Raw genomic sequence first — 20,427 nt, forward strand, 5'->3', positions numbered from 1 at the left:
TGGGATACTGACTGCGGGTGAACGTCGCCGGACCGGCGTCAGACACCCGAATGAAGACTTAGACAAGCGCGACCATTGCCAGCTCGCGATGTTGCGCCGCATGTCAGGCCGACATTCAGCACGGCGCCGAGTGGGTTCAAGCCAAGTCGCTCGGAGCAAGACCATCACAAGTCCGGGAGAAGTGACCCGGGCACATAGCGAAGCCCTCGCGTGGCCGCGTCGACGTGACGCGCCCGGGGGCTTGAGGAGAATACGTGATAGACGGTGACCAAACTTCAGACAGTTCAACTACGCCGGCTCAGGAGGATCTGCCGGACCGTCTGAGAGTCCATTCCCTGGCCCGAGCGCTGGGAACCACCAGCAAGCGAGTGGTCGACGCGCTCAGCGCACTGGACGGACGCATCCGCAGCGCGCATTCCGGCGTGGACTACGAGGACGCGATTCGGGTACGTGATCTGCTGTCGCCGCGCCCGCCGGAGAACTTCGTGGCCTTCAGCAGCGCCGAGGTCAGCTCACCGGGGGCATCCGAGTCCCGGGTGACGGTCGAGAACGCGGTCGACCGTCCCGCTTACATGCCGCTGTTCGTGGCGCCACAGCCCGTCGCGACCGATGTCCAAAGCCGCGCCGACGACAGCGCCGATACCGACACCGACGATCCCGATGACGGTGATGACGACGAGGAACAGGCCGATCGGCCGGCTAACCGGCGGCGGCGCCGGGGCCGGCGGGGTCGCGGCCGTGGCCGTGGCGAACAGGGCGGGTCCGACCAGGACGACGACGGTGACGGCGAGCAGCGCGGCCCGAGATCGGCTGACGGCGACGACTCGGACGACGCCGACGATGACTCGGACGACTCCGACGACGACAACGGTGCCGATGACGGTTCGCCCGATGGCGCCACCCGGCGTCGTCGTCGGCGTCGTCGTCGCAAGTCGGGTTCGGCTGACGACAACGACGACAGCGCCGCACCGGACGATCCGCCGAACACCGTGGTGCACGAGCGGGCTCCGCGCGGCAAGGGCGGCTCCTCCGATGACAGCAGGGGCAACAACGGCTCGAGCAATGCCGAGATCAAGGGCATCGACGGGTCCACGCGGCTGGAGGCCAAGCGGCAGCGCCGCCGCGACGGGCGCGACGCCGGGCGGCGCCGCCCGCCCGTGCTCACCGAGGCCGAATTCCTGGCACGCCGCGAGGCCGTCGAACGGGTCATGGTGGTGCGCGACCGGGTCCGCACCGAGCCGCCGCACCCCGGTGCGCGCTACACGCAGATCGCCGTGCTCGAAGACGGCATCGTCGTCGAGCACTTCGTGACATCGGCGGCGTCGGCGTCACTGGTCGGCAACATCTACCTGGGCATTGTGCAGAACGTGCTGCCCTCGATGGAGGCGGCCTTCGTCGACATCGGCCGCGGCCGCAACGGCGTGCTGTACGCCGGGGAGGTCAACTGGGAGGCCGCGGGACTGGGCGGGGCCGAGCGCAAGATCGAAAAGGCGCTCAAGCCGGGCGATTATGTCGTCGTCCAGGTCAGCAAGGACCCGGTCGGACACAAGGGCGCCCGGTTGACCACCCAGGTCTCACTGGCCGGCCGGTACCTGGTTTACGTGCCGGGCGCGTCGTCGACCGGGATCAGCCGCAAGCTGCCCGACACCGAGCGCCAGCGTCTCAAGGAGATCCTGCGTGAGGTGGTGCCGTCCAACGCCGGAGTGATCATCCGGACCGCGTCCGAAGGCGTCAAAGAAGAAGACATCCGCGACGATGTCACCCGCCTGCAGGAGCGGTGGCAGCAGATCGAGGCCAAGGCGGGCGAGACCAAAGAGAAGGCCGCCGGCGCGGCGGTCGCGCTTTACGAAGAGCCCGACGTGTTGGTCAAGGTCATCCGCGACTTGTTCAACGAGGACTTCGCCGGTCTTATCGTCTCCGGCGACGAGGCGTGGAGCACCATCAACGACTACGTGAATTCCGTTGCGCCCGATCTGGTTTCGAAGCTGACGAAATACGATGCCCCGCCCGTTGCGGAAGGGCAACCCGGGCCGGACGTGTTCGCGGTGCACCGCATCGACGAGCAGCTGACCAAGGCGATGGAGCGCAAGGTGTGGCTGCCTTCGGGTGGCACCCTGGTCATCGACCGAACCGAGGCCATGACCGTGGTCGACGTCAACACCGGCAAGTTCACTGGCTCCGGCGGCAACCTCGAGCAGACGGTCACCAAGAACAACCTCGAGGCGGCCGAGGAGATCGTGCGTCAGCTGCGGCTGCGGGACATCGGCGGCATCGTGGTCATCGACTTCATCGACATGGTGCTCGAGTCCAATCGCGATCTGGTGCTGCGCCGGCTCACCGAGTCGCTGGCCCGGGACCGTACCCGCCACCAGGTGTCCGAGGTGACGTCGCTGGGCCTGGTGCAATTGACGCGCAAGCGACTGGGAACCGGTCTGATCGAGGCGTTTTCGACGTCGTGCCCGAACTGCGGCGGCCGCGGGATCCTGCTGCACGCCGATCCGGTCGACTCGGCCCCGTCGACGGGGCGCAAGTCCGAGTCGGGCGGCGGCCGTCGCGGCAAGCGGTCGAAGAAGAATCGATCCGAAGAGACCGTCGATCAGCCCGCCGTCGCCAAGGTGCCCGTGCACGCGCCGGGCGAGCATCCGATGTTCAAGGCGATGGCTACTCGCGACAACGGTGACGCCGAGGAGGCCGGCGAGGACGTCACCACCGAGATCGACGAGCAGACCCAGGTGGAGGGTCCCGCCGACTTGGAGGACACCGACTCCGATGCCTTCGAGGACGCCGAGGACGACGACACCGATCAGGACACCGACGACGTCGACGAGGAGGACGCGGTCGACGAGGATCTCGATGACGAGGATCTCGACGATGACGACGAGGACCTCGACGACGACGAAGACCTCGACGATGACGACGAAGACCTCGACGACGAGGACGAGGATCTCGACGACGACGAGGATTCCGACGACGAAAACGGTTCGGCGAACGGGTCCCACAGCGACTCGGGCTTCGGACGTCCACGGCGCCGGCGTGCGGCGGGCAGGCCGGCGGGTCCGCCCATCCACGCGGACTGAACCGTGGCGCGGCGCCCAGCATGATCGCGCCGGCGAAGATCGTCCAGACCGGCATCTTCATCAGGCCCAGGCACGTCGTGCCGAGCACCCCGAGCCGGCCTCAGGTTAGCTGAGAGTCAACAAACAGCTGACCAGGGCGATTCTCCTCGTTGCCAAGGCCAACCTCGGGGAGCCCCGGAACCCGCTGCGGCACGCCTGGGTGCTGGTTTGACCCTGTAGCCGCTGGTCACGTACCCTTGGACAGTTGTCGTCAAGCCGGGCAGCTGACTTCGGCGGGCGACAGGCGGGAAGATTCTCCCGCTCCCCAGACCCACCACGCGCATCGCAGTTGGTACGCGCGCGGAAGACGTGAAGAGGCAGGAGCAACGATGGCGACCTACGCAATCGTCAAGACCGGTGGCAAGCAGTACAAGGTCGCCGTCGGTGACGTGGTCAAGGTCGAGAAGCTCGAATCCGAGCCCGGCGCCCAAGTGTCGCTGCCGGTGGCGCTGGTGGTTGACGGTGCGTCCGTCACTTCCGACGCTGCCGCGCTGGCCAAGGTAGCCGTGACCGGCGAGGTGCTCGAGCACACCAAGGGCCCGAAGATCCGTATCCACAAGTTCAAGAACAAGACCGGGTACCACAAGCGTCAGGGCCACCGTCAGCAGCTGACGGTCCTGAAGGTCACCGGAATCAAGTAGCAGGAGGCGACAGACATGGCACACAAGAAGGGCGCTTCCAGCTCGCGCAACGGTCGCGACTCCGCCGCTCAGCGGCTGGGCGTCAAGCGATTCGGCGGCCAGATCGTCAAGGCCGGCGAGATCATCGTCCGCCAGCGTGGCACCCACTTCCACCCCGGCGTCAACGTCGGGCGTGGCGGTGACGACACGCTGTTCGCGACGGCCGCCGGTGCGGTCGAGTTCGGCGAGAAGCGCGGACGTAAGACCGTCAACATCGTCGCGGCCGGGCAGACCACCGACTGAGGTCGTCGCGCCCGTGCACGCGGGTAGCTGAGAGGACCACCGATGCCTCGGTTTGTCGATCGAGTCGTCATCCACGCCCGAGCGGGCTCCGGCGGTAACGGCTGCGCCTCGGTTCATCGCGAGAAGTTCAAGCCGCTCGGCGGTCCCGACGGCGGCAATGGCGGCCGCGGCGGCAGCGTCGTTTTCGTCGTCGATCCTGCCGTACACACGCTGCTGGACTACCATTTCCGTCCGCACGTCACCGCTCCCAACGGCAAGCAGGGGGCGGGCAGCAACCGCGACGGCGCGGCCGGTGCGGACTTGGAAGTCAAGGTGCCCGACGGCACTGTCGTGCTGGACGAAAACGGCCGGCTCCTCGCCGATTTGGTCGGCGCCGGCACCCGCTTCGAGGCGGCCGCCGGTGGCCGTGGCGGGCTGGGCAATGCGGCGCTGGCGTCGCGGGCGCGCAAGGCGCCCGGCTTCGCGCTGCTCGGCGAGCCCGGCCAGGCGCGCGACCTCACCCTCGAGCTCAAGACCGTGGCCGATGCCGGACTGGTCGGCTTTCCGTCCGCGGGCAAGTCGTCGCTGGTATCGGTGATCTCGGCGGCCAAACCCAAGGTCGCCGACTATCCGTTCACCACGCTGGTTCCCAACCTCGGCGTCGTCTCGGCCGGCGAGCAGTCGTTCACCGTCGCCGACGTGCCCGGTTTGATCCCGGGCGCCTCGCTTGGCCGCGGCCTGGGGCTGGATTTCCTGCGCCACATCGAGCGATGCGCGGTGCTGGTGCATGTCGTCGACTGCGCCACTGCCGAGCCCGGCCGCGACCCGATCTCCGACATCGATGCGCTGGAAGCCGAACTGGCCGCCTATACCCCGACCCTGCAAGGCGATGCGGCGCTGGTCGACCTGGCCGAGCGGCCGCGGGCGGTGGTACTCAACAAGATTGACGTACCGGAGGCGCGTGAGCTTGCCGAGTTCGTCCGCGACGAGATCGCCGAGCGCGGCTGGCCGGTGTTCCTCGTATCGACAGCAACCCGGGAAGGGTTGCAGCCGTTGATCTTCGGGCTGCAGAAGATGATCTCGGAGTACAACGCCTCGCGCCCGGTGCCGGTAGCGCGACGCCCGGTGATCCGCCCGGTGCCCGTCGACGACAGCGGTTTCACCGTCGAGTCCGACGGGCAGGGCGGTTTCGTGGTCACCGGGGCCCGACCCGAGCGCTGGATCGGCCAGACCAATTTCGACAACGACGAAGCGGTGGGCTATCTCGCCGATCGCCTCGCGCGCCTCGGCGTGGAGGAGGAGCTGTTGCGGCTGGGCGCACAGCCCGGCTGTGCGGTGACCATCGGCGAGATGACATTCGACTGGGAGCCGCAAACGCCGGCGGGCCAACAGGTTCCGCTGACGGGCCGCGGCACCGACGCACGGCTGGAACGCACCGAGCGCATCGGCGCCGACGAACGCAAGGCCGCCCGGCGTCGGCGGCGCGAACGCGGTGACGAGCTGTGAGTGCCCATCGCGACGCCATCCGCACCGCTCGCAGTCTGGTCGTCAAGATTGGGACCAACGCGCTGACCACACCGTCCGGGGTGTTCGACGGGGGTCGGCTGGCCGGCCTGGCCGATGCGATCGAGGCGCGCATGAAAGCCGGCACCGACGTCGTCATCGTGTCCTCGGGTGCCATCGCCGCCGGGATCGAGCCGCTCGGATTATCCCGTCGTCCAAAGGATTTGGCGACCAAGCAGGCTGCCGCCAGCGTGGGCCAGGTCGCGCTGGTGAATGCGTGGAGTGCCGCGTTCGCCCGTTACGGCCGTACGGTCGGGCAGGTACTGCTGACCGCACACGACATTTCGATGCGGGCCCAGCACACCAACGCCCAGCGCACCCTGGACCGGTTGCGCGCGCTGCACGCGGTGGCGATCGTCAACGAAAACGACACGGTGGCCACCAACGAAATCCGGTTCGGGGACAACGACCGCCTGTCGGCGCTGGTGGCCCATCTGGTGGGTGCCGAGGCGCTGGTGCTGCTCTCCGACATCGACGGCCTCTACGAGGCTGATCCGCGAAAGACCAACGGGGCCCGCTTCATTCCCGAGGTCGCCGGAACGTCGGACCTTGTCGGTGTGGTGGCCGGTCCGGGCAGCGCGCTGGGCACCGGCGGCATGGCGTCGAAGATGTCCTCGGCGCTGCTGGCCGCCGATGCCGGGGTGCCGGTGCTGCTGGCCGCGGCGTCGGAAGCCGCGACGGCGCTCACCGACGCCTCGTCGGGTACGGTGTTCGCCGCCCGGCCCGCGCGGATGTCGGCCCGGCGGTTCTGGGTGCGATATGCCGCCGAGTCCACCGGTTCGCTCAGCCTGGATGCGGGCGCGGTGCGCGCGGTGGTGCAGCAACGCCGGTCCCTGTTGGCGGCCGGCATCACCGCCGTGACGGGCCGGTTCTACGCGGGCGACGTCGTCGAATTGCACGGACCGGACGCGACCATGGTGGCCCGCGGCGTGGTCGCCTACGACGCGGCCGAGCTGGCGACGATGATGGGGCGGTCGACCTCGGAGCTGCCCGACGAGCTGCGCCGGCCCGCGGTGCATGCCGACGACCTGGTCGCCGTCTGAAGTGTCAGCCTGCTGACAGTGGCTTGAGATACAAAGTGGCCCAGATGATTTCGGACAACGTCGCGGCCAGTTCGGCGTCATAGGAGTCCGGCGCGCCGGGCAGATTCTGCTGGCACGCCCGCTCGGCCATCCAAGTCAAAGCGCTGGCCGTGGTGGCTGCGGATAGCTCCGGGCGGATCGAACCGTCGGCCTGGCCCTCCTCGATCACCCGGGTCAATCGACCGGTGATCGCGGTCAGCAGATTGCGGTAGGTCGCCCCGACCACCGGGTCGTAGCCCGACATTTCGTTCAGCGCGACGAGCACCGGCTGATGACGACGATAGCTGGCCACCAGGCTCGTCATGGCCGTACGCACGTCGGCCGGATCGTGGCGACCCGCCACGCTCCACCACCGATTTGCGCTGTCGGCCAGATCGGCGAACACCTGGCCGGCGAGTCGGCGCAGCAGGTGGCCCTTGTCCTCGAAATAGATGTAGAAGCTCGCTCGCGAGATCCCGGCCTCCGTCGACAGCCGGTCCACGCTCAGCTCGGTGAAACTTGCGCCGCCGCGCATCAGCCGCTCGGTGGCGTCGAGCAGGCGGCGCTCCATCTCCTCACGCCGCTGCTGGCGCGACTGCTCGCGCTTCGGCTGCGGCTTGCGGGTGACCGAGGGCATTTGCCGAGCATAACCGACATTTCAACACCTTGACTAGACATAGTGTCTAGGCATAGTGTTCCACGCAGTTCATGACGTGATGGAGGGCAACGATGGCAGTACTGACCGGGCGGTCCGGCCGCCCACGCGCCTACGACGCGATTGATCTGTCCTCGCGCGAGTTCTGGTCGACGACGGCCGCCGACCGCGAGCGTTCGTTTGCCGTGCTGCGGGCCGAGCGGCCGGTGAGCTGGCATCCTCCCGTCGAAGACGCCCTGATGCCGGATCCTGACGACCCCGGCTATTGGGCGGTCACCCGGCGCGCGGACATTGTCACCGTCAGCCGCGACAGCGACGTCTTCCTGTCCGGCAAGGGGGTGATGTTCGAAAGCATTCCGGTGGAGCTTCTCGAGGCGTCCCAATCGTTCCTGGCGATGGACCCACCGCGGCACACCAAGCTGCGCAAACTCGCCCACGCCGCGTTCACGCCGCGGCAGGTCCGCCGCATCGAGGAATCGATCCAGGCGAACGCGAAGGCGATCGTGGAGGAGCTCCGCGACGCCGGCAGCGGTGCGGATTTCGTCGACCGCTGCGCCAAGGAGCTGCCCATCCGCACGCTGTCGGACATGGTCGGCATTCCGGAGTCCGAGCGGGAGCGCATGGCACACGCCACCGACGCGCTGGTGTCGTGGGCCGACCCCGACTTCCTCAATGGGCGCCCCGCCCTGGAGGTCATCTTCGAACAGCAGATGTACCTGCACCAGGTCGTCGGCGCGCTCGCCGCACAGCGCCGCGAGAAGCCGGGCGAAGACCTGATCAGCAGCCTGGTGCATGCCGAGGTGGACGGCGACCGGCTGACCGACGCTGAGGTGGCCGCGTTCTTCGTGTTGCTCTCGGTGGCGGGCAACGACACCACCCGTCAGACCATGAGCCACACCATGAAAGCGCTCACTGATTTCCCGGCCCAAAGAGCTTGGCTGATAGCCGATTACGAGAACAGAATCGGCGTGGCCGTCGAGGAGTTCGTTCGCTGGGCGACGCCGGTCATGACCTTCCGCCGCACGGCGGCAACCGATTTCGAGCTCGGCGGCCAGCGTATCGCCGCGGGCGAGAAAGTGGTGATGTTCTATTCGTCGGGTAACTGGGACACCGATGCCTTCCAGCATCCGGATCACTTCGACCTAAGCCGCAGCCCCAATCCGCATGTCGGATTCGGCGGGGGCGGACTGCATTTCTGCCTTGGTGCCCACGTGGCGCGCGCGCAACTGCGCGCCTTCTTCGGTGAGCTGCTGAGTCAGCTGCCCGACATTCAGGCAAGCGAGGCGGCGTACGTGGCGGGCAACTTCGTGCACGCGGTGCGCAGCCTGCCCTGCACGTTTTAGTGCAGGGCCAGCGGCGCCAACTCGTCGGCAAGCAGCACCAGCAGTTCCGAGCATCCGCCGTCGAGCTTGACGGTGGCCAGTTCGTCACCGCGGGTCGGTCCGCGGTTGACGATGGCGACCGGGATGCCCCGTGCGGCAGCGTGCCGCACGAATCGGTAGCCGGAGAATACGGTCAGTGACGAGCCCGCGACCAGCAACGCGTCGGACTCGTCGAGCAACGAAAAAGCTTGTATCACAGTATCTTTAGGAACGCTCTCGCCGAAGTAGACGATGTCGGGTTTGAGCATGCCGGTGCAGCGCGGACAGTCCAGATACTGAAATGACGTGGTATCGGCGACGACGGCGTCGGCGTCGGGCGCCACCGCCAGGCCACCGATGGCCTCTGCGCGTTCGATGAATCCCGGGTTGAGTGCCTCGAGTTCGTCGGCCAATGCGGCGCGACTCATGGTGTGGCCGCAACTCAGGCAGATCACCTGGGCGTAGGTGCCGTGCAGGTTGACCACGTTGCCACTGCCGGCCTTGGTGTGCAGCAGATCGACGTTCTGGGTGATCACGCCGGTCACCACCCCGGCAAGCTCGAGCGCGGCCAGTGCCCGATGCCCCGCATTCGGCTGCGTCGCGTCCATGTGTCGCCAGCCCACGTGGTTGCGCGCCCAGTACCGCTGGCGGTACGCCGGATCCGAGGTGAACTGACGAATCGTCATCGGATTGCTCGGCGGCGAATCTGGTCCCCGGTAGTCGGGAATGCCCGAGTCGGTGGAAATCCCCGCGCCGGTCAGCACCGCGATTCGGCGACCAGCCATCAGCGCGACCAGTTCCGGAGATTCAGGTCGGCGAGGCACGTATTCGAGAGTACGGGTTCATCGCGCAGGCACGCCGGTAGTGCGGGCGCGTACCCATACTTGACGCCCCCCAACGGCAGGATCATGTCCGAATCCCAGTCCCCGCGAGTGGAATACTGCGCCAAAACGTGCCGGTGAGAGCGGCGGAATGTGTTGGCAAGTCGAATAATTCGTGGTCCCACTCAGGGGATGAGGATGTAGCTGATTCCCGGTGCCTGTGCGACGCTGCGCGTGTCGAACTGGTGGAAGCCCGTGGTTCGGAATCCGTTGGCCGCGCTGGCCCCGTAACCCATGTTCATTTCGGTGATCGTGAGGTGGTTGCCGTTGACGGCGTCGACCCAGGCGACGTGTCCGACACCGCCGACGAGCGCGCTGCTGAAGACCGCGATCGAGTGGGCCTGCGCATCATTGCTGACCGTCCAGCCTGCCGCTTGGGCTTGGTTAGCCCAGTCTTCGGCGTTTCCGGTGAGCGCTTTGATGTAGTAGCCGGTATGGGCGTGAATCTGTTCTTGGGCGCCCCACGTGCAGTACCCCTCGTAGTCGCCGCTAAAGGGGTTGTGATCGATCGTGCGGCCGACGCTTGCAGCCGGATCTCCGCTGGCCGGTGCCGGAGCCATGGACGCTCCCAGCGACAGGGCGCTGCTGACGGCGACTGCGGCCATGATTCCGGTGCGCTTCATGCGCGTCCTCTCGCCGGCCGGTGAACCGTTACCTTCCTGTTATCGCGGCGAGATCAGAATTCGTTTCACGGTTCCGACTACTCAGTCGCCGGTGCGTTCGAACTTCACGTTTTCGTCATACGAGCCCGCGCAGCTATCGGTGCCGCTTACCTGCTTGTGGCCGTGTCCGGTCAACAGCGTGATCGGGTCTTGCGGTGGCTGCGGCAAGGGGAATTCCCAATAGAAGTTGGTCGCGTCCCTGGTTTCCGATTTTTCGCAGGTCCGCTTGGTGTCAAGGTTGAAAACCCATTTACCGTTCGAAAAGTGGTAGACGTCGTACCCGACCTTGCTGACGCAGCGTTCGCCCGTGCGCAAGCAGTCTGTCGCAACGATGGGTTCCCAGGTGCCCGTTTTGTGAATGTCCAGTGGCGTCTGCGTCGCGTGGTAGCGGCCGTGGAATGCGCTGGCCGGGGACCCCACAGGCGCGGGGAGGCCGGCCGGGTCCGGGAGCGTGTTCACATCGACGTCGCCGATCCGGGTAAAGGTGACCGTGCGCTCGGTCTCGCACTCGGGGGGCCCCGTTGCACGGTACTGGCCGGCCACTGTTCCGTCAGGTCGCTGTTGCAGGGTGATGACCGTCCAGTATTCGGCGGGGAACTGGCAGCCGTCGAAGCCCGACACGCCTGGTGGTGGCGAGGCCACTGGGTATGCGCCGACCGCATGCCACTGTCCGCCGAAGTCATCGAACACAAACGACGATTGCAGGGTTGGCCCTCCGTTTGCCGTCGCTGTTGCTATGCAGCCCGTTTGGCGGCATATCGAACGGACCGACCACTGCCCGGTTGACGGCGTCCCTCCGTCATCCGGCTTGCCATTGGTGGCCGAAGGGCCGAAGTCGGCGCGGTAGACGCCCGTGAAGGGGCCGGTGTTGGGAACCGCGACCGGCTTCGGGTTGTCGGGGGGCTTGGAGGATCCGAGGTTGGTGAATGCGATGACAAGGACGACCACGACGGCCGCGGTCGCCACCGCCCCGGCCACCATCGCGATCCGGCGGCGTTTCTGGCTGCGTCCGTCCGCAGCGGGTGGCGCCGGCGGCGAGGTCGCGTCCGTCGGTGCACCGAATTGGGTGGGCGCGGTCGAAGACGCGTAAGCGGTGGCCGGCAGGCGGGGATCTGGTGCCAGCACGGTGGCGGGCTGCGCGGCACCGGCCGTCGGCGTGTGGATGCGGTCGGTGACCGCGTCGCGAGCAGCGTTGGCCAATTCCACCGTGGTCGCATAACGCTGTGCGGGATCTTTGGCCATCCCGGTCGCGATCACGTCGTCCACCTCGACGGGCACGTCGGGTTGGGTGGTTGAGGGTCGAGGCGGCGGGGTGTTCAGGTGTGCGGTAATCAGGTGCGCCGCCGAGCTACCGGGGAAAGGTGGCTGGCCGGTGAGGGATTCGTAGAGCACACACGCCAACGAGTAGATGTCGGCGCGGGCGTCTTCGTGCGCGGTGGCGTCCAGACGCTCGGGTGCGATGTATTGGAAGGTGCCAATTGTGTCGCCGGACTTCGTCATTCGTGTTTCTTCGATCGCACGGGCGATGCCGAAGTCGATCAAGTAGGCGAAATCGTCGTGGTCCAGCAGGATGTTGGAGGGTTTGATGTCTCGGTGCAGCAGCCCAACCCGGTGGGCCGCCTGCAGGGCATTGGCGACCTGCTCGATGATGCGTACCGCGCGTACCGGATCCAGCGGCCCGTCGGCCAATATGGTCTGCAGATCGCGGCCCTCGATGAGCCGCATGTCGACATAGAGTTGGCCGTCGATTTCGCCGTAGTTGTGAATCGGGATGACGTGCGGGTTGTTCAGTCGGGCCGCGGCGTGGGCTTCCCGGCGGAAACGCTGTTGGAACTCCTCATCGTCGGACAAGAACGCGGGCAAGAGTTTGATCGCGACAATGCGGTCGGTTGCGGTGTCGTGAGCGCGCCACACTTCGCCCATGCCGCCGCGGCCCAATAACTCCACCAAGCGGTACCGCCCGAACGGGGTCCCATCCATTTCAGCCTCCCGGCAGCCACGGTCGAGAACACGATAAATCGGGCGACGGCCCCGTACCTAGGAAATGCAATACCCGAACTTCAGTATTTAAGGCCAATCTCATTTCTGAGGCATAGAAAATTCGGGTGCGAACTCCCGGTGCCCGCACGCCGCATCGCGGGCGGGGCATGCATGCGCTGATCGCGATTTCGTTCGTTGGTGATGAACGATGAAGACATGACGCTGGTCCGGGCAGGCCAGGCGGGCGCCTACGAGGCTGCTTCAGACGGTTTGCCACTTTGCATCAGCTGAATGCCGTTTCGGCACAACCGAATTAATGCGAACTACGCTCCCTACCCGAGGCAGTGTGCCGCGGTCGTCAGCTCCGCAGACATGTTGCTTTCCATCATCTTGCATGCCGCCGCGCCGAGTTCTTCGTCGATGTGGGCGACGGCATCCGTAGGAATGACCACCTCGAAATGCCGCACATAGGCATCCAGTGCGGTGTAGAGAATGCACTGCTCGGTGACCTGTCCGGTCAGGACCAACCGTTCGGTGTCGAGGCGATTGAGTAGATACGCCAGCGACGTCGAATAGAACGCACTGTGGCGTACCTTGGTCAGCAACCGGCTGCCCTTGGCCGGCACGATCGGCTCCACCAGCTCGGGCCGTGCGCCGTGGCATGCGGATTCGACGAGGTCGGTGAACTCGGCGGTGAAGTCGCCGTAGTTGTCGTTGACATAAATCAGGTCTACGTCGTCGGATTCGCGCGCACGGCGCACCAGATCGGTGAGCGGGTCGATGATCTTGCCGACATTGGGTATCAGGAGATCAGCGTCGGGATGCTGATAGCTGTTCATCATGTCGACCACTAAGACCGCGGTATCACTCATGTCCAGGTGATACCCGGCGCATGCTTGTTAACACCGATCGGGCGACAATGGGAGGGCGATGGACTTCTACAACAGCTACCGCCAGGGATTTGTCCGGGTTGCCGCGTGCACGCACCACACCACGATCGGCGATCCGGCGGCCAATGCGGCCTCGGTGTTGCGGTTGGCCGCCCAGTGTCACGACGAGGGCGTCGCGCTGGCCGTCTTCCCGGAGCTGACGCTGTCCGGCTACTCCATCGAGGACATCGTCCTACAGGACCTGTTGCTCGACGACGTCGAAACCGCGCTGGCCGACATCGTCACTGCATCCAACGACCTGTTGCCGATCTTGGTGGTCGGCGCCCCGCTGCGCTATCGGCAGCGCATCTACAACACTGCCGTCGTCATCCACCGCGGCGTCGTGCTCGGGGTGGCGCCCAAGTCCTACCTGCCCACCTATCGCGAGTTCTATGAGCACCGCCAGATTGCGCCCGGTGACGACGAGCACGGCATCATCCGGGTCGGCGATTTCGAGGCGCCGTTTGGGCCCGACCTGCTATTTGTGGCGTCCGACTACCCCGATTTCGTCCTGCACGTCGAGATCTGCGAGGACATGTTCGTGCCAATTCCGCCCAGCGCGCAGGCTGCGCTGGCCGGTGCGACGGTGCTGGCCAACTTGTCCGGCAGCCCGATCACGATCGGGCGGGCCGAGGACCGCCGGCTGTTAGCCCGCTCGGCGTCGTCGCGCTGCTTGGCCGCCTACGTTTACGCTGCCGCGGGGGAGGGCGAATCGACGACCGACCTGGCCTGGGACGGGCAGACGATGATCTTCGAAAACGGGGTGCTGCTCGCCGAATCCGAGCGCTTCCCCAAGGGAGAGCGACGTTCGGTCGCCGACATCGACACCGAGCTGCTGCGCTCGGAGCGGCTGCGCATGGGCACTTTCGACGACAACCGGCGCCATCACCGGCCCCTGACGGACACGTTTCGGCTCATCGAGTTTCCGCTCGACCCGCCGACCGGCGACATCGGACTACGCAGAGCGATCGAGCGTTTTCCGTTCGTTCCCGCCGACCCGCAACGGCTGCAACAGGATTGCTACGAGGCCTACAACATCCAGGTTTCCGGGCTCGAACAGCGGCTGCGTGCGCTGAACTATCCCAAGGTCGTCATCGGCATTTCCGGCGGGCTGGATTCCACCCACGCGCTGATCGTTGCCGCGCGGGCGATGGATCGCGAAAACCGGCCGCGCAGCGATATTCTGGCGTTCACCCTGCCGGGGTTTGCGACGGGTGAGCGCACCAAACGCAACGCGATCGAGCTGTGCCGCGCGCTCGGAGTGACTTTCGCCGAGATCGACATTCGCGATACCGCAGCGCTGATGCTCAAGGAGATGGATCACCCGTTCTCCCGCGGCGAGAGTGTCTACGACGTCACCTTCGAAAACGTCCAGGCCGGATTGCGCACCGACTACCTGTTCCGGCTGGCCAATCAGCGTGGTGGGATCGTGCTGGGCACCGGCGATCTGTCCGAGCTGGGCCTGGGCTGGTCAACCTACGGCGTCGGCGACCAGATGTCGCACTACAACGTCAACGCCGGGGTGCCGAAAACACTGATACAGCATCTGATTCGCTGGGTCATCTCGTCGGGACAGTTCGAGTCCGACGTAGACGCGGTGCTGCAATCGGTGCTCGACACCGAGATAACTCCCGAACTCGTCCCCACCGGCGAGGAAGAAGAACTGCAGAGCAGCGAGGCCAAGGTCGGTCCCTATGCCCTGCAAGACTTTTCGTTGTTCCACGTACTGCGCTATGGGTTCCGGCCGTCGAAGATCGCGTTCCTGGCCTGGCACGCCTGGACGGACTCCGAGCGGGGCAACTGGCCGCCCGGGTTCCCGGAAGACAAGCGACCGTCCTATCAGCTCAAGGAGATCCGGCACTGGCTGCAGATCTTCGTGCAGCGGTTCTACTCATTCAGTCAGTTCAAACGCTCGGCATTGCCCAACGGCCCCAAGGTGTCCCACGGCGGCGCGCTGTCGCCGCGTGGGGACTGGCGCGCTCCGTCGGACATGTCCGCGCGCATCTGGCTCGACGAGATCGACCGTGAGGTGCCCGAGGACTAGCACGCTCGATGCCCGCCCGGAAAGACCGAGCGGGCCCGAGCTGTGGCGGGGGCTATGCCCGCGCGCGGCGCCAGCCCTGATATTGCAGCTCGGCGAAGAACAGGGTGTAGATGCCGGATCCCAAGGTGAGAACCACACCGGTGGTGCTCAACGGGAAGACATCGGCGAGCACGAGCGCGACGGCGGCCACGGTGAAGAGCAGGTTGCCGAGCACGACGGCCATGCCGGCGCGGCGCACCGACGGCAGCGAGGCCAGCCAGAGCACCAAGACGCCGTAACCGATCAGGAAGCCGGCCATGCCGTACTCAAACGCCTTGGTGGTGCCGGAGGCCTGGGCCAGGTATCCGGCCAGCGGGACGCCGGCCAGGCCGACCAGGCCGCTGATGGCGGCGTCGGCGCGCATCGCGAGGCGAAGCAATCCGTCGCGGGTACCTGTGCGGTCAACAGTGGTGGCGGACATGAGGTTCCTTTCTGGTTGGTTTCCGACGCCCTCGACGTTGCTCGGAAAGCACTGCCAGATCGACGCCAGGCGCTGCCAGTTACTGCCAACCGCAGGTCAGCCTTGGTTCGGCGGCCGCTGGCGCCTAGCGTTCGTAGATGCCCGTGAGTGTGCCGCGGGCCAGTACATGCCCGGCCATCGCGGCGAATAAAGCCCTTGCCGTACTGACATTTTCCGGAATCGGCCGATCGATCGCGAACACGTGGAAGCGGTAGTGATGCGGTCCATGGCCAGGAATCGGACGTGGGCCGGCATAGCCGCGGTGACCCAGATCCGCGCGGATAAACCGGAGCCCCGTCGTTCCCGGCTGCAGCGCGCCCGCCGCGACTCGGTCAAGCGACGGTTCGATCAGCGCGATGGTGTGCAGCAGCGGGCGGGGCAGCGGAACATCGATGTCATCGATGATGAGCACCGTCTGCCGGGTATCGGGCGGCAGCGCGTCCCAGCGCAGCGGCGGCGAGGTGTTGTCCCCCACACCCTTTCCCGCACTCGATGACGGCATCGCGGCGCCGTCGGCGAACGCCGTGCTGGTGACCGCGATGGATTCGGGCACAGCAAAGTCAGCACCGCACAACGGGCCCCGCTGTGCACCGGCGCGGACACCGCGCAGCAGCCGGCCGAGTAGGGCCATCAGGCGCCGCTTGCGGCGCCGCGCATGGCCACCGCGCTGGAGCGCAGCAGGTCGCCGAGTTCGGCGGGCAGATAACCCTGCGCCGCCAGTCGGGGCATGACGCCGCCGCTCTCGATGACCTCGAGGATCAGGCCGGGCAGCTTCGGAACCGTTCCCGACGCACCGGTGCTGTCATTGCGCCAGGTGCCCTCGGTCAGGTTGAAGGTTCCGGTATCGCCCTCGGCGAACACGGCGGTGGCGCCCGGCACGGTGATCGCGGGCAGTCCGGCGTTCACGGCATTGCGGAAGAACAGCGAATTGAACTCCTCGGCGACAAGCCCGGCGACGCCGAGTTCGGTGAACAGAGCAGCGACCGGGCGCGACGAGCCGATCCCGAAGTTCTTGCCGGCCAGCACGATATCGCCCGGAGAAACCTGATCGGTCCAACCCGGCCGGACCTCGTAGAAGATGTGCTTGGCCGCTTCGGGAGGATCCATCTTCATCGCGAAGGCCGGGTACATCGCGTCGGTGTTGAGATTGTCGCCGAACACCCACACCTTGCCGGAAAAACTCACCGCCATGCCGCCACACTCCTCGGGTCGGTGATGTAACCGGTGATCGCGGACGCGGCGACGGTCGCCGGTGAGGCCATGAAGATTTCGGCCTCGGTGCTGCCCATGCGTCCGGTGAAGTTACGGGTGCTGGTCGTGACGCACACTTCGCCGGGGCCGATGACGCCCATGTGGTAGCCGAAACAGGCGCCGCACGTGGAGTTGGTGACAACACCACCCGCGTCGGCGATGTCCTGCAGGTAACCCAGCCGCATAGCCTCTCGGTATACGGACTGGGAGGCGGGTGTGACGAGCAGCCGCACCCCCGGGGCAACGGTCATGCCGCGCAACACTTGTGCGGCGATCTCGAGGTCCTCGAGTTGACCGTTCGCGCACGACCCGATGAACGCCTGGTCCACTTTCTGCCGACCCAGCTGTGACACGGGCAGCCCGTTGCGGCTGACTGTACCGGGCCGCGCGACATACGGTTCCAGCCCGGACAGGTCGATATGGCGCACATCATGGTAGGTAGCGTCGGGATCCGGTGCGACCGAGGCGTATCCGGTGACGTTGGCGTCGTCGAGGAATCTGGCCAGCACGTCGTCTGCTTCGAAGGTGCTGAAGTCGGCCGACACCTCCGCGCCCTGGGTTGCGATGGTGCGTCGGTCGTGCATCGGGATGCCGCCCAGGCCGGGGCCGCCGAATTCCAGGTTGAGGTTGGCGGCGTCGCCGTACTTGTCCGCGATGTGCAAGAAGATGTCCTTGCCGCTCACCGTGTTTGGTTTGTTGCCTTCGAGTTCGTAACGGACGGTCGGCGTGACTTGGAACCAAGTGGTGCCGGTGCACATGATCGAGTAGATCTCGGCGGGGCCGAGTCCGCGGGCCGCGGTGTTGTAAGCACCCGCGGCGCAGGTGTGAGAGTCGGTGCAGGCCAAGATTTCTCCGGGTCGGGCCAGGCCATTCTCGGCGATGACCTGATGGCAGATGCCGTGGCGTCCGACATCGTAGAAGCGTTGGATGCCGAAGTCGGCGACGAATTTGCGGGCCTGCGGACCGCCTGCGGCATCCTTGATGGTCGGTGCGGGGACGGCGTGGTCCATGACGACGGCCAGCTTGTCGGGGTCGTGAATCCTGTTGGGCTGGATCCACATCGTCGCGAATTGCAGATCGATCAGCACGGTCATATCGACGTCCACGACCACGGTATCGCCCGGCGCCACCGAGTCCAGGCCGGCTTTGCGGGCGAAGATCTTTTCGATGATGGTCATTCCCATGAGGCATCCTTACCCGTGTACTTGGTGTCAAGGGCCAGCCACTCGGACATGCCGACCAGGTTGAAGAAGTCCTGGGGGCTGGTGGGCAGATGGGTGGCCACGTCGCTGCCGTTGAGTTGGCAAAGGCTTTGCAGCATCCCGAATGTCGCTTGCATCAGTAGGTTGCTCGGGTGGATCGCGATCGCGTAGCCCAACTCCTGCAAGCGAGACGCCGACTGCAGCGGGGTCAGCCCGCCGAGCACGAGATTGATCAGCAGGGGAGCATCGACCTCGCGCGCGATGCGCTCGACCTCCTGCTCGTCGCGTGGCGCTTCGACGAAGATGATGTCCGCTCCGGCGTCGGCATAACGATTCGCCCGTTCGATCGCGACGTCCAGTCCTAACGGGCCGCGGGCGTCGGTACGGGCCACGACGAGCAGGTTATCGTCGGACCTGGCGTCCAGCGCGGCCGTCAGGGTCTGCTCGAACACCGCGGCATCGACGACCTGCTTGTCGGGCAAATGGCCGCAGCGTTTCGGAAAAACTTGGTCTTCCAATTGAATTGCGGCCACTCCGGCCTCCTCATAGCTGCGCACGGTGCGCACCACGTTTATCGGTGCGCCGTAGCCGGTGTCGGCGTCAGCGATCAGCGGAATGTCGCCCAGTGCGCCGGCGACCATCCGGACCCGGTCGGCCATTTCGGTCGCGGTGACCAACCCGATGTCGGGCAGGCCGAACCCGGAGGCCGCGACACCCGCGCCGGTCAGGTACGCAGCCACCTGCCCGGTGCGTTTGGTCAACTGTGCCGAGATACCGTCGAAAACCCCTGGCGCGACGATCATTTCACGTGTATCCAACAATTCTCGCAGCCGTTGGCGGGCCGGTGTGCTGGCCATGGTCGTCCTTTTCAGTCCAGGGCGCCCGCGACGGGCGCGGCGAGTAAATCGATCAATTCGTCGATGTCATCCAGGTTTTCCAGACCGACCACCGCCAGCTCGATGGCATCGGCGCGTCGTCGGCTGGTCACCCGATCGGCGAGGGAATGAAATTTCGCGACGAGTTCGTCGTTGGTGACCGGGTCGGTGGGCGCGCCGTGCGGCAGGTCGACGCGGGCGCGGTGCACCGCGCCGTCTCGCATCCTTACCGCGACATCGGTCCGGAACCGCTCGGTGATTGGCGCGTTCGTCAGCGATTCATCGAGGTGCACCGAGGTTTTGGAGATCAGCGACCAGATGTCGTCGGAGTCCAGCCGTGCCGGGGTGAACTGCTCGGGCAGCACGTTGCCGTCCAGCAGTGCCGCGGCGGTGGCGTAGCCGATATTCATCTGTGCGCCGATCGGCGTGAGCGGACGCTCCGGAGGCCACCAGCCGTGCTTGTAGACCGTCTCGCCGACGGTGATGTCTACAGCCGAAATATCCTCCGGCGCAATCGAACCTCGCAATCGCCGGGCCGCATCGATCGCCCCGTGCAGGCCGCCCATTGCGGCGTAGGACTTGACCATGATGAAGGTGGTCTCCCAGCGCTGGCCGAGCTGAGCGGTCAGCAGCGCGGCATCCGGATCGTGGCCTTCACCGAAAACACTGAGAAACCCGCCATATTCGCGTTCGAACACCCGCTTGATGCCGGTATAGCCGGCGGCGGCAAGCCCGGCGGCGTAGAAGCCGTTGCGGGCGGCCAAGCCATGGTGCATGCGCTTACTCATGGCCTCGTACTGCGCGGCCATCAGCCCGGCGGACTGGGTGCCGGCCAGGCCGAGGGCGTCCTCGAGCTGCGCGGGCGGCAGACCGCGTAGCTTGCCCGACGCCATGGCCGCCGAATGCGTGCCGAAGACCGGGCCCGAGTGCCAGCCGCGGTCGAGCATCTGGGTTCCGTGCAATGTGTAGCCCACGCGCGGCCCCACTTCGAACCCAGCGACCGCCGCGAGCAGGAACTCGGCGCCCGTCGTCGGATGCGGCCGTACCGACGCCGTCGACAGCAATGCCGGAATCAGCAGCGAGCAGCTGTGCAGCGGGGCCAGGGGATGGAAGTCATCAAGCTCGAAACCCTGGATGAAGGTGCCGTTGAGCACCGCGGCCGCGGGTGCGCCGGTGGTGTGGCCGGTGCCGATCACCACGGAGTCGCCGGCACCCTCCAGCCCCAGCACCGCGCCGGTCGCGACCCGTGACCAGGGCAATTGCGCACCGACCAGTGCGCATCCCAACCCGTCGAGCAGGAGATATTTCGCCCGTTCAATCGCATCGGGGGGGACGTCGTCGGGCGTGAGGCCCGCGACCCAGGTGGCCAATCGGCCGGTCGGGCCCGCCGGATCGGTGGCGGCGTGCTGCTGAACCGCGGTCATCGGAACTCCCCACAAGTGATCA

Annotated in this window: 18 protein-coding genes; 7 read left to right on the forward strand and 11 right to left on the reverse strand. The window is 66.3% G+C overall.

Features of this window, described 5'->3' with window-relative positions:
• Window positions 1-254 precede the first annotated feature (254 nt).
• The 5 genes from ACAG21_RS06345 (at window position 255) to proB (ending at window position 6,624) form a co-directional block, all read left to right on the forward strand.
• Entirely contained in the window at window positions 255-3,077 is a 2,823-nt protein-coding gene (locus ACAG21_RS06345) for an Rne/Rng family ribonuclease (protein ID WP_370495119.1), read from the forward strand.
• Window positions 3,078-3,445: 368 nt separating this feature from the next.
• On the forward strand, window positions 3,446-3,757 hold the full coding sequence (gene rplU / locus ACAG21_RS06350) for a 50S ribosomal protein L21 (protein WP_370495120.1): 312 nt from the start codon (window positions 3,446-3,448) through the stop codon (window positions 3,755-3,757).
• Window positions 3,758-3,772: 15 nt separating this feature from the next.
• Window positions 3,773-4,039, forward strand: a complete 267-nt coding sequence (gene rpmA, locus ACAG21_RS06355; RefSeq protein WP_342928182.1) for a 50S ribosomal protein L27 — start codon at window positions 3,773-3,775, stop codon at window positions 4,037-4,039.
• A gap of 42 nt (window positions 4,040-4,081) precedes the next feature.
• Window positions 4,082-5,524 carry a GTPase ObgE gene (gene obgE, locus ACAG21_RS06360; protein ID WP_370495121.1) on the forward strand — a complete coding sequence of 481 codons (1,443 nt, stop codon included), beginning with the start codon at window positions 4,082-4,084 and terminating at the stop codon, window positions 5,522-5,524.
• Window positions 5,521-6,624 (forward strand): glutamate 5-kinase, encoded by a 1,104-nt coding sequence (gene proB, locus ACAG21_RS06365; RefSeq protein ID WP_370495122.1) that lies wholly within the window; start codon window positions 5,521-5,523, stop codon window positions 6,622-6,624. Before obgE ends, proB begins: the two co-directional genes overlap by 4 nt.
• A 4-nt stretch (window positions 6,625-6,628) precedes the next feature.
• Here the strand turns inward: proB and ACAG21_RS06370 are convergent, their stop codons facing one another.
• Window positions 6,629-7,279, reverse strand: coding sequence for a TetR/AcrR family transcriptional regulator (locus tag ACAG21_RS06370; RefSeq protein ID WP_370495123.1), 651 nt, complete (start codon window positions 7,277-7,279; stop codon window positions 6,629-6,631).
• A 92-nt stretch (window positions 7,280-7,371) separates the two neighbouring features.
• Here ACAG21_RS06370 and ACAG21_RS06375 point away from each other — a divergent pair, with 92 nt between their 5' ends.
• Window positions 7,372-8,640, forward strand: coding sequence for a cytochrome P450 (locus ACAG21_RS06375; protein WP_370495124.1), 1,269 nt, complete (start codon window positions 7,372-7,374; stop codon window positions 8,638-8,640).
• Here ACAG21_RS06375 and ACAG21_RS06380 read toward each other — a convergent pair.
• From ACAG21_RS06380 to ACAG21_RS06395, 4 genes are all read right to left on the reverse strand, one after another.
• A complete protein-coding gene (locus ACAG21_RS06380) occupies window positions 8,637-9,443 on the reverse strand; it encodes an NAD-dependent deacetylase (protein ID WP_370495470.1) in 807 nt (268 codons plus the stop codon). The two genes, ACAG21_RS06375 and ACAG21_RS06380, sit on opposite strands and share 4 nt — an antisense overlap.
• Before the next feature lie 221 nt (window positions 9,444-9,664).
• The gene (locus ACAG21_RS06385; RefSeq protein ID WP_370495125.1) at window positions 9,665-10,162 is read right to left on the reverse strand and encodes a CHAP domain-containing protein; all 498 of its coding nucleotides are present in this window, start codon (window positions 10,160-10,162) and stop codon (window positions 9,665-9,667) included.
• A gap of 81 nt (window positions 10,163-10,243) precedes the next feature.
• Window positions 10,244-12,181: a protein kinase gene (locus ACAG21_RS06390; RefSeq protein WP_370495126.1), complete on the reverse strand. Its 1,938-nt coding sequence runs from the start codon at window positions 12,179-12,181 to the stop codon at window positions 10,244-10,246.
• A 332-nt stretch (window positions 12,182-12,513) separates the two neighbouring features.
• A complete protein-coding gene (locus ACAG21_RS06395) occupies window positions 12,514-13,053 on the reverse strand; it encodes a cysteine hydrolase family protein (protein WP_370495127.1) in 540 nt (179 codons plus the stop codon).
• Between the two features lie 58 nt (window positions 13,054-13,111).
• Here ACAG21_RS06395 and ACAG21_RS06400 point away from each other — a divergent pair, with 58 nt between their 5' ends.
• On the forward strand, window positions 13,112-15,154 hold the full coding sequence (locus ACAG21_RS06400) for an NAD(+) synthase (RefSeq protein WP_370495128.1): 2,043 nt from the start codon (window positions 13,112-13,114) through the stop codon (window positions 15,152-15,154).
• A 52-nt stretch (window positions 15,155-15,206) separates the two neighbouring features.
• On the opposite strand, the gene ACAG21_RS06405 is transcribed toward ACAG21_RS06400, so the two are convergent.
• The 6 genes from ACAG21_RS06405 to ACAG21_RS06430 form a co-directional block, all read right to left on the reverse strand.
• Window positions 15,207-15,614 carry a hypothetical protein gene (locus ACAG21_RS06405; protein WP_370495129.1) on the reverse strand — a complete coding sequence of 136 codons (408 nt, stop codon included), beginning with the start codon at window positions 15,612-15,614 and terminating at the stop codon, window positions 15,207-15,209.
• A gap of 124 nt (window positions 15,615-15,738) precedes the next feature.
• A complete protein-coding gene (locus ACAG21_RS06410) occupies window positions 15,739-16,284 on the reverse strand; it encodes a YbhB/YbcL family Raf kinase inhibitor-like protein (protein WP_370495130.1) in 546 nt (181 codons plus the stop codon).
• Window positions 16,284-16,844, reverse strand: a complete 561-nt coding sequence (locus tag ACAG21_RS06415; protein ID WP_370495131.1) for a 3-isopropylmalate dehydratase — start codon at window positions 16,842-16,844, stop codon at window positions 16,284-16,286. The genes ACAG21_RS06410 and ACAG21_RS06415 overlap by 1 nt, the downstream gene beginning before the upstream one ends.
• On the reverse strand, window positions 16,835-18,088 hold the full coding sequence (locus tag ACAG21_RS06420) for an aconitase/3-isopropylmalate dehydratase large subunit family protein (RefSeq protein ID WP_370495132.1): 1,254 nt from the start codon (window positions 18,086-18,088) through the stop codon (window positions 16,835-16,837). Before ACAG21_RS06420 ends, ACAG21_RS06415 begins: the two co-directional genes overlap by 10 nt.
• Entirely contained in the window at window positions 18,079-18,963 is an 885-nt protein-coding gene (locus ACAG21_RS06425) for an oxaloacetate decarboxylase (RefSeq protein ID WP_370495133.1), read from the reverse strand. Before ACAG21_RS06425 ends, ACAG21_RS06420 begins: the two co-directional genes overlap by 10 nt.
• An 11-nt stretch (window positions 18,964-18,974) precedes the next feature.
• Window positions 18,975-20,405 (reverse strand): MmgE/PrpD family protein, encoded by a 1,431-nt coding sequence (locus tag ACAG21_RS06430; RefSeq protein ID WP_370495134.1) that lies wholly within the window; start codon window positions 20,403-20,405, stop codon window positions 18,975-18,977.
• Window positions 20,406-20,427 lie beyond the last annotated feature (22 nt).

Origin of the sequence: Mycobacterium sp. pR1184 (genome assembly GCF_041287235.1) — a bacterium.
Taxonomy (GTDB): Bacteria; Actinomycetota; Actinomycetes; order Mycobacteriales; family Mycobacteriaceae; genus Mycobacterium.

What these genes read in the sequence shown, in the direction of transcription:
- rplU (WP_370495120.1), top strand. Translation starts at nt 3,446, where the DNA reads ATGGCGACCTACGCAATCGTCAAGACCGGTGGCAAGCAGTACAAGGTC.
- rpmA (WP_342928182.1), top strand. Translation starts at nt 3,773, where the DNA reads ATGGCACACAAGAAGGGCGCTTCCAGCTCGCGCAACGGTCGCGACTCC.
- obgE (WP_370495121.1), top strand. Translation starts at nt 4,082, where the DNA reads ATGCCTCGGTTTGTCGATCGAGTCGTCATCCACGCCCGAGCGGGCTCC.
- ACAG21_RS06370 (WP_370495123.1), bottom strand. Translation starts at nt 7,279, where the DNA reads ATGCCCTCGGTCACCCGCAAGCCGCAGCCGAAGCGCGAGCAGTCGCGC.
- ACAG21_RS06375 (WP_370495124.1), top strand. Translation starts at nt 7,372, where the DNA reads ATGGCAGTACTGACCGGGCGGTCCGGCCGCCCACGCGCCTACGACGCG.
- ACAG21_RS06380 (WP_370495470.1), bottom strand. Translation starts at nt 9,443, where the DNA reads ATGGCTGGTCGCCGAATCGCGGTGCTGACCGGCGCGGGGATTTCCACC.
- ACAG21_RS06385 (WP_370495125.1), bottom strand. Translation starts at nt 10,162, where the DNA reads ATGAAGCGCACCGGAATCATGGCCGCAGTCGCCGTCAGCAGCGCCCTG.
- ACAG21_RS06390 (WP_370495126.1), bottom strand. Translation starts at nt 12,181, where the DNA reads ATGGATGGGACCCCGTTCGGGCGGTACCGCTTGGTGGAGTTATTGGGC.
- ACAG21_RS06395 (WP_370495127.1), bottom strand. Translation starts at nt 13,053, where the DNA reads ATGAGTGATACCGCGGTCTTAGTGGTCGACATGATGAACAGCTATCAG.
- ACAG21_RS06400 (WP_370495128.1), top strand. Translation starts at nt 13,112, where the DNA reads ATGGACTTCTACAACAGCTACCGCCAGGGATTTGTCCGGGTTGCCGCG.
- ACAG21_RS06405 (WP_370495129.1), bottom strand. Translation starts at nt 15,614, where the DNA reads ATGTCCGCCACCACTGTTGACCGCACAGGTACCCGCGACGGATTGCTT.
- ACAG21_RS06410 (WP_370495130.1), bottom strand. Translation starts at nt 16,284, where the DNA reads ATGGCCCTACTCGGCCGGCTGCTGCGCGGTGTCCGCGCCGGTGCACAG.
- ACAG21_RS06415 (WP_370495131.1), bottom strand. Translation starts at nt 16,844, where the DNA reads ATGGCGGTGAGTTTTTCCGGCAAGGTGTGGGTGTTCGGCGACAATCTC.
- ACAG21_RS06420 (WP_370495132.1), bottom strand. Translation starts at nt 18,088, where the DNA reads ATGGGAATGACCATCATCGAAAAGATCTTCGCCCGCAAAGCCGGCCTG.
- ACAG21_RS06425 (WP_370495133.1), bottom strand. Translation starts at nt 18,963, where the DNA reads ATGGCCAGCACACCGGCCCGCCAACGGCTGCGAGAATTGTTGGATACA.
- ACAG21_RS06430 (WP_370495134.1), bottom strand. Translation starts at nt 20,405, where the DNA reads ATGACCGCGGTTCAGCAGCACGCCGCCACCGATCCGGCGGGCCCGACC.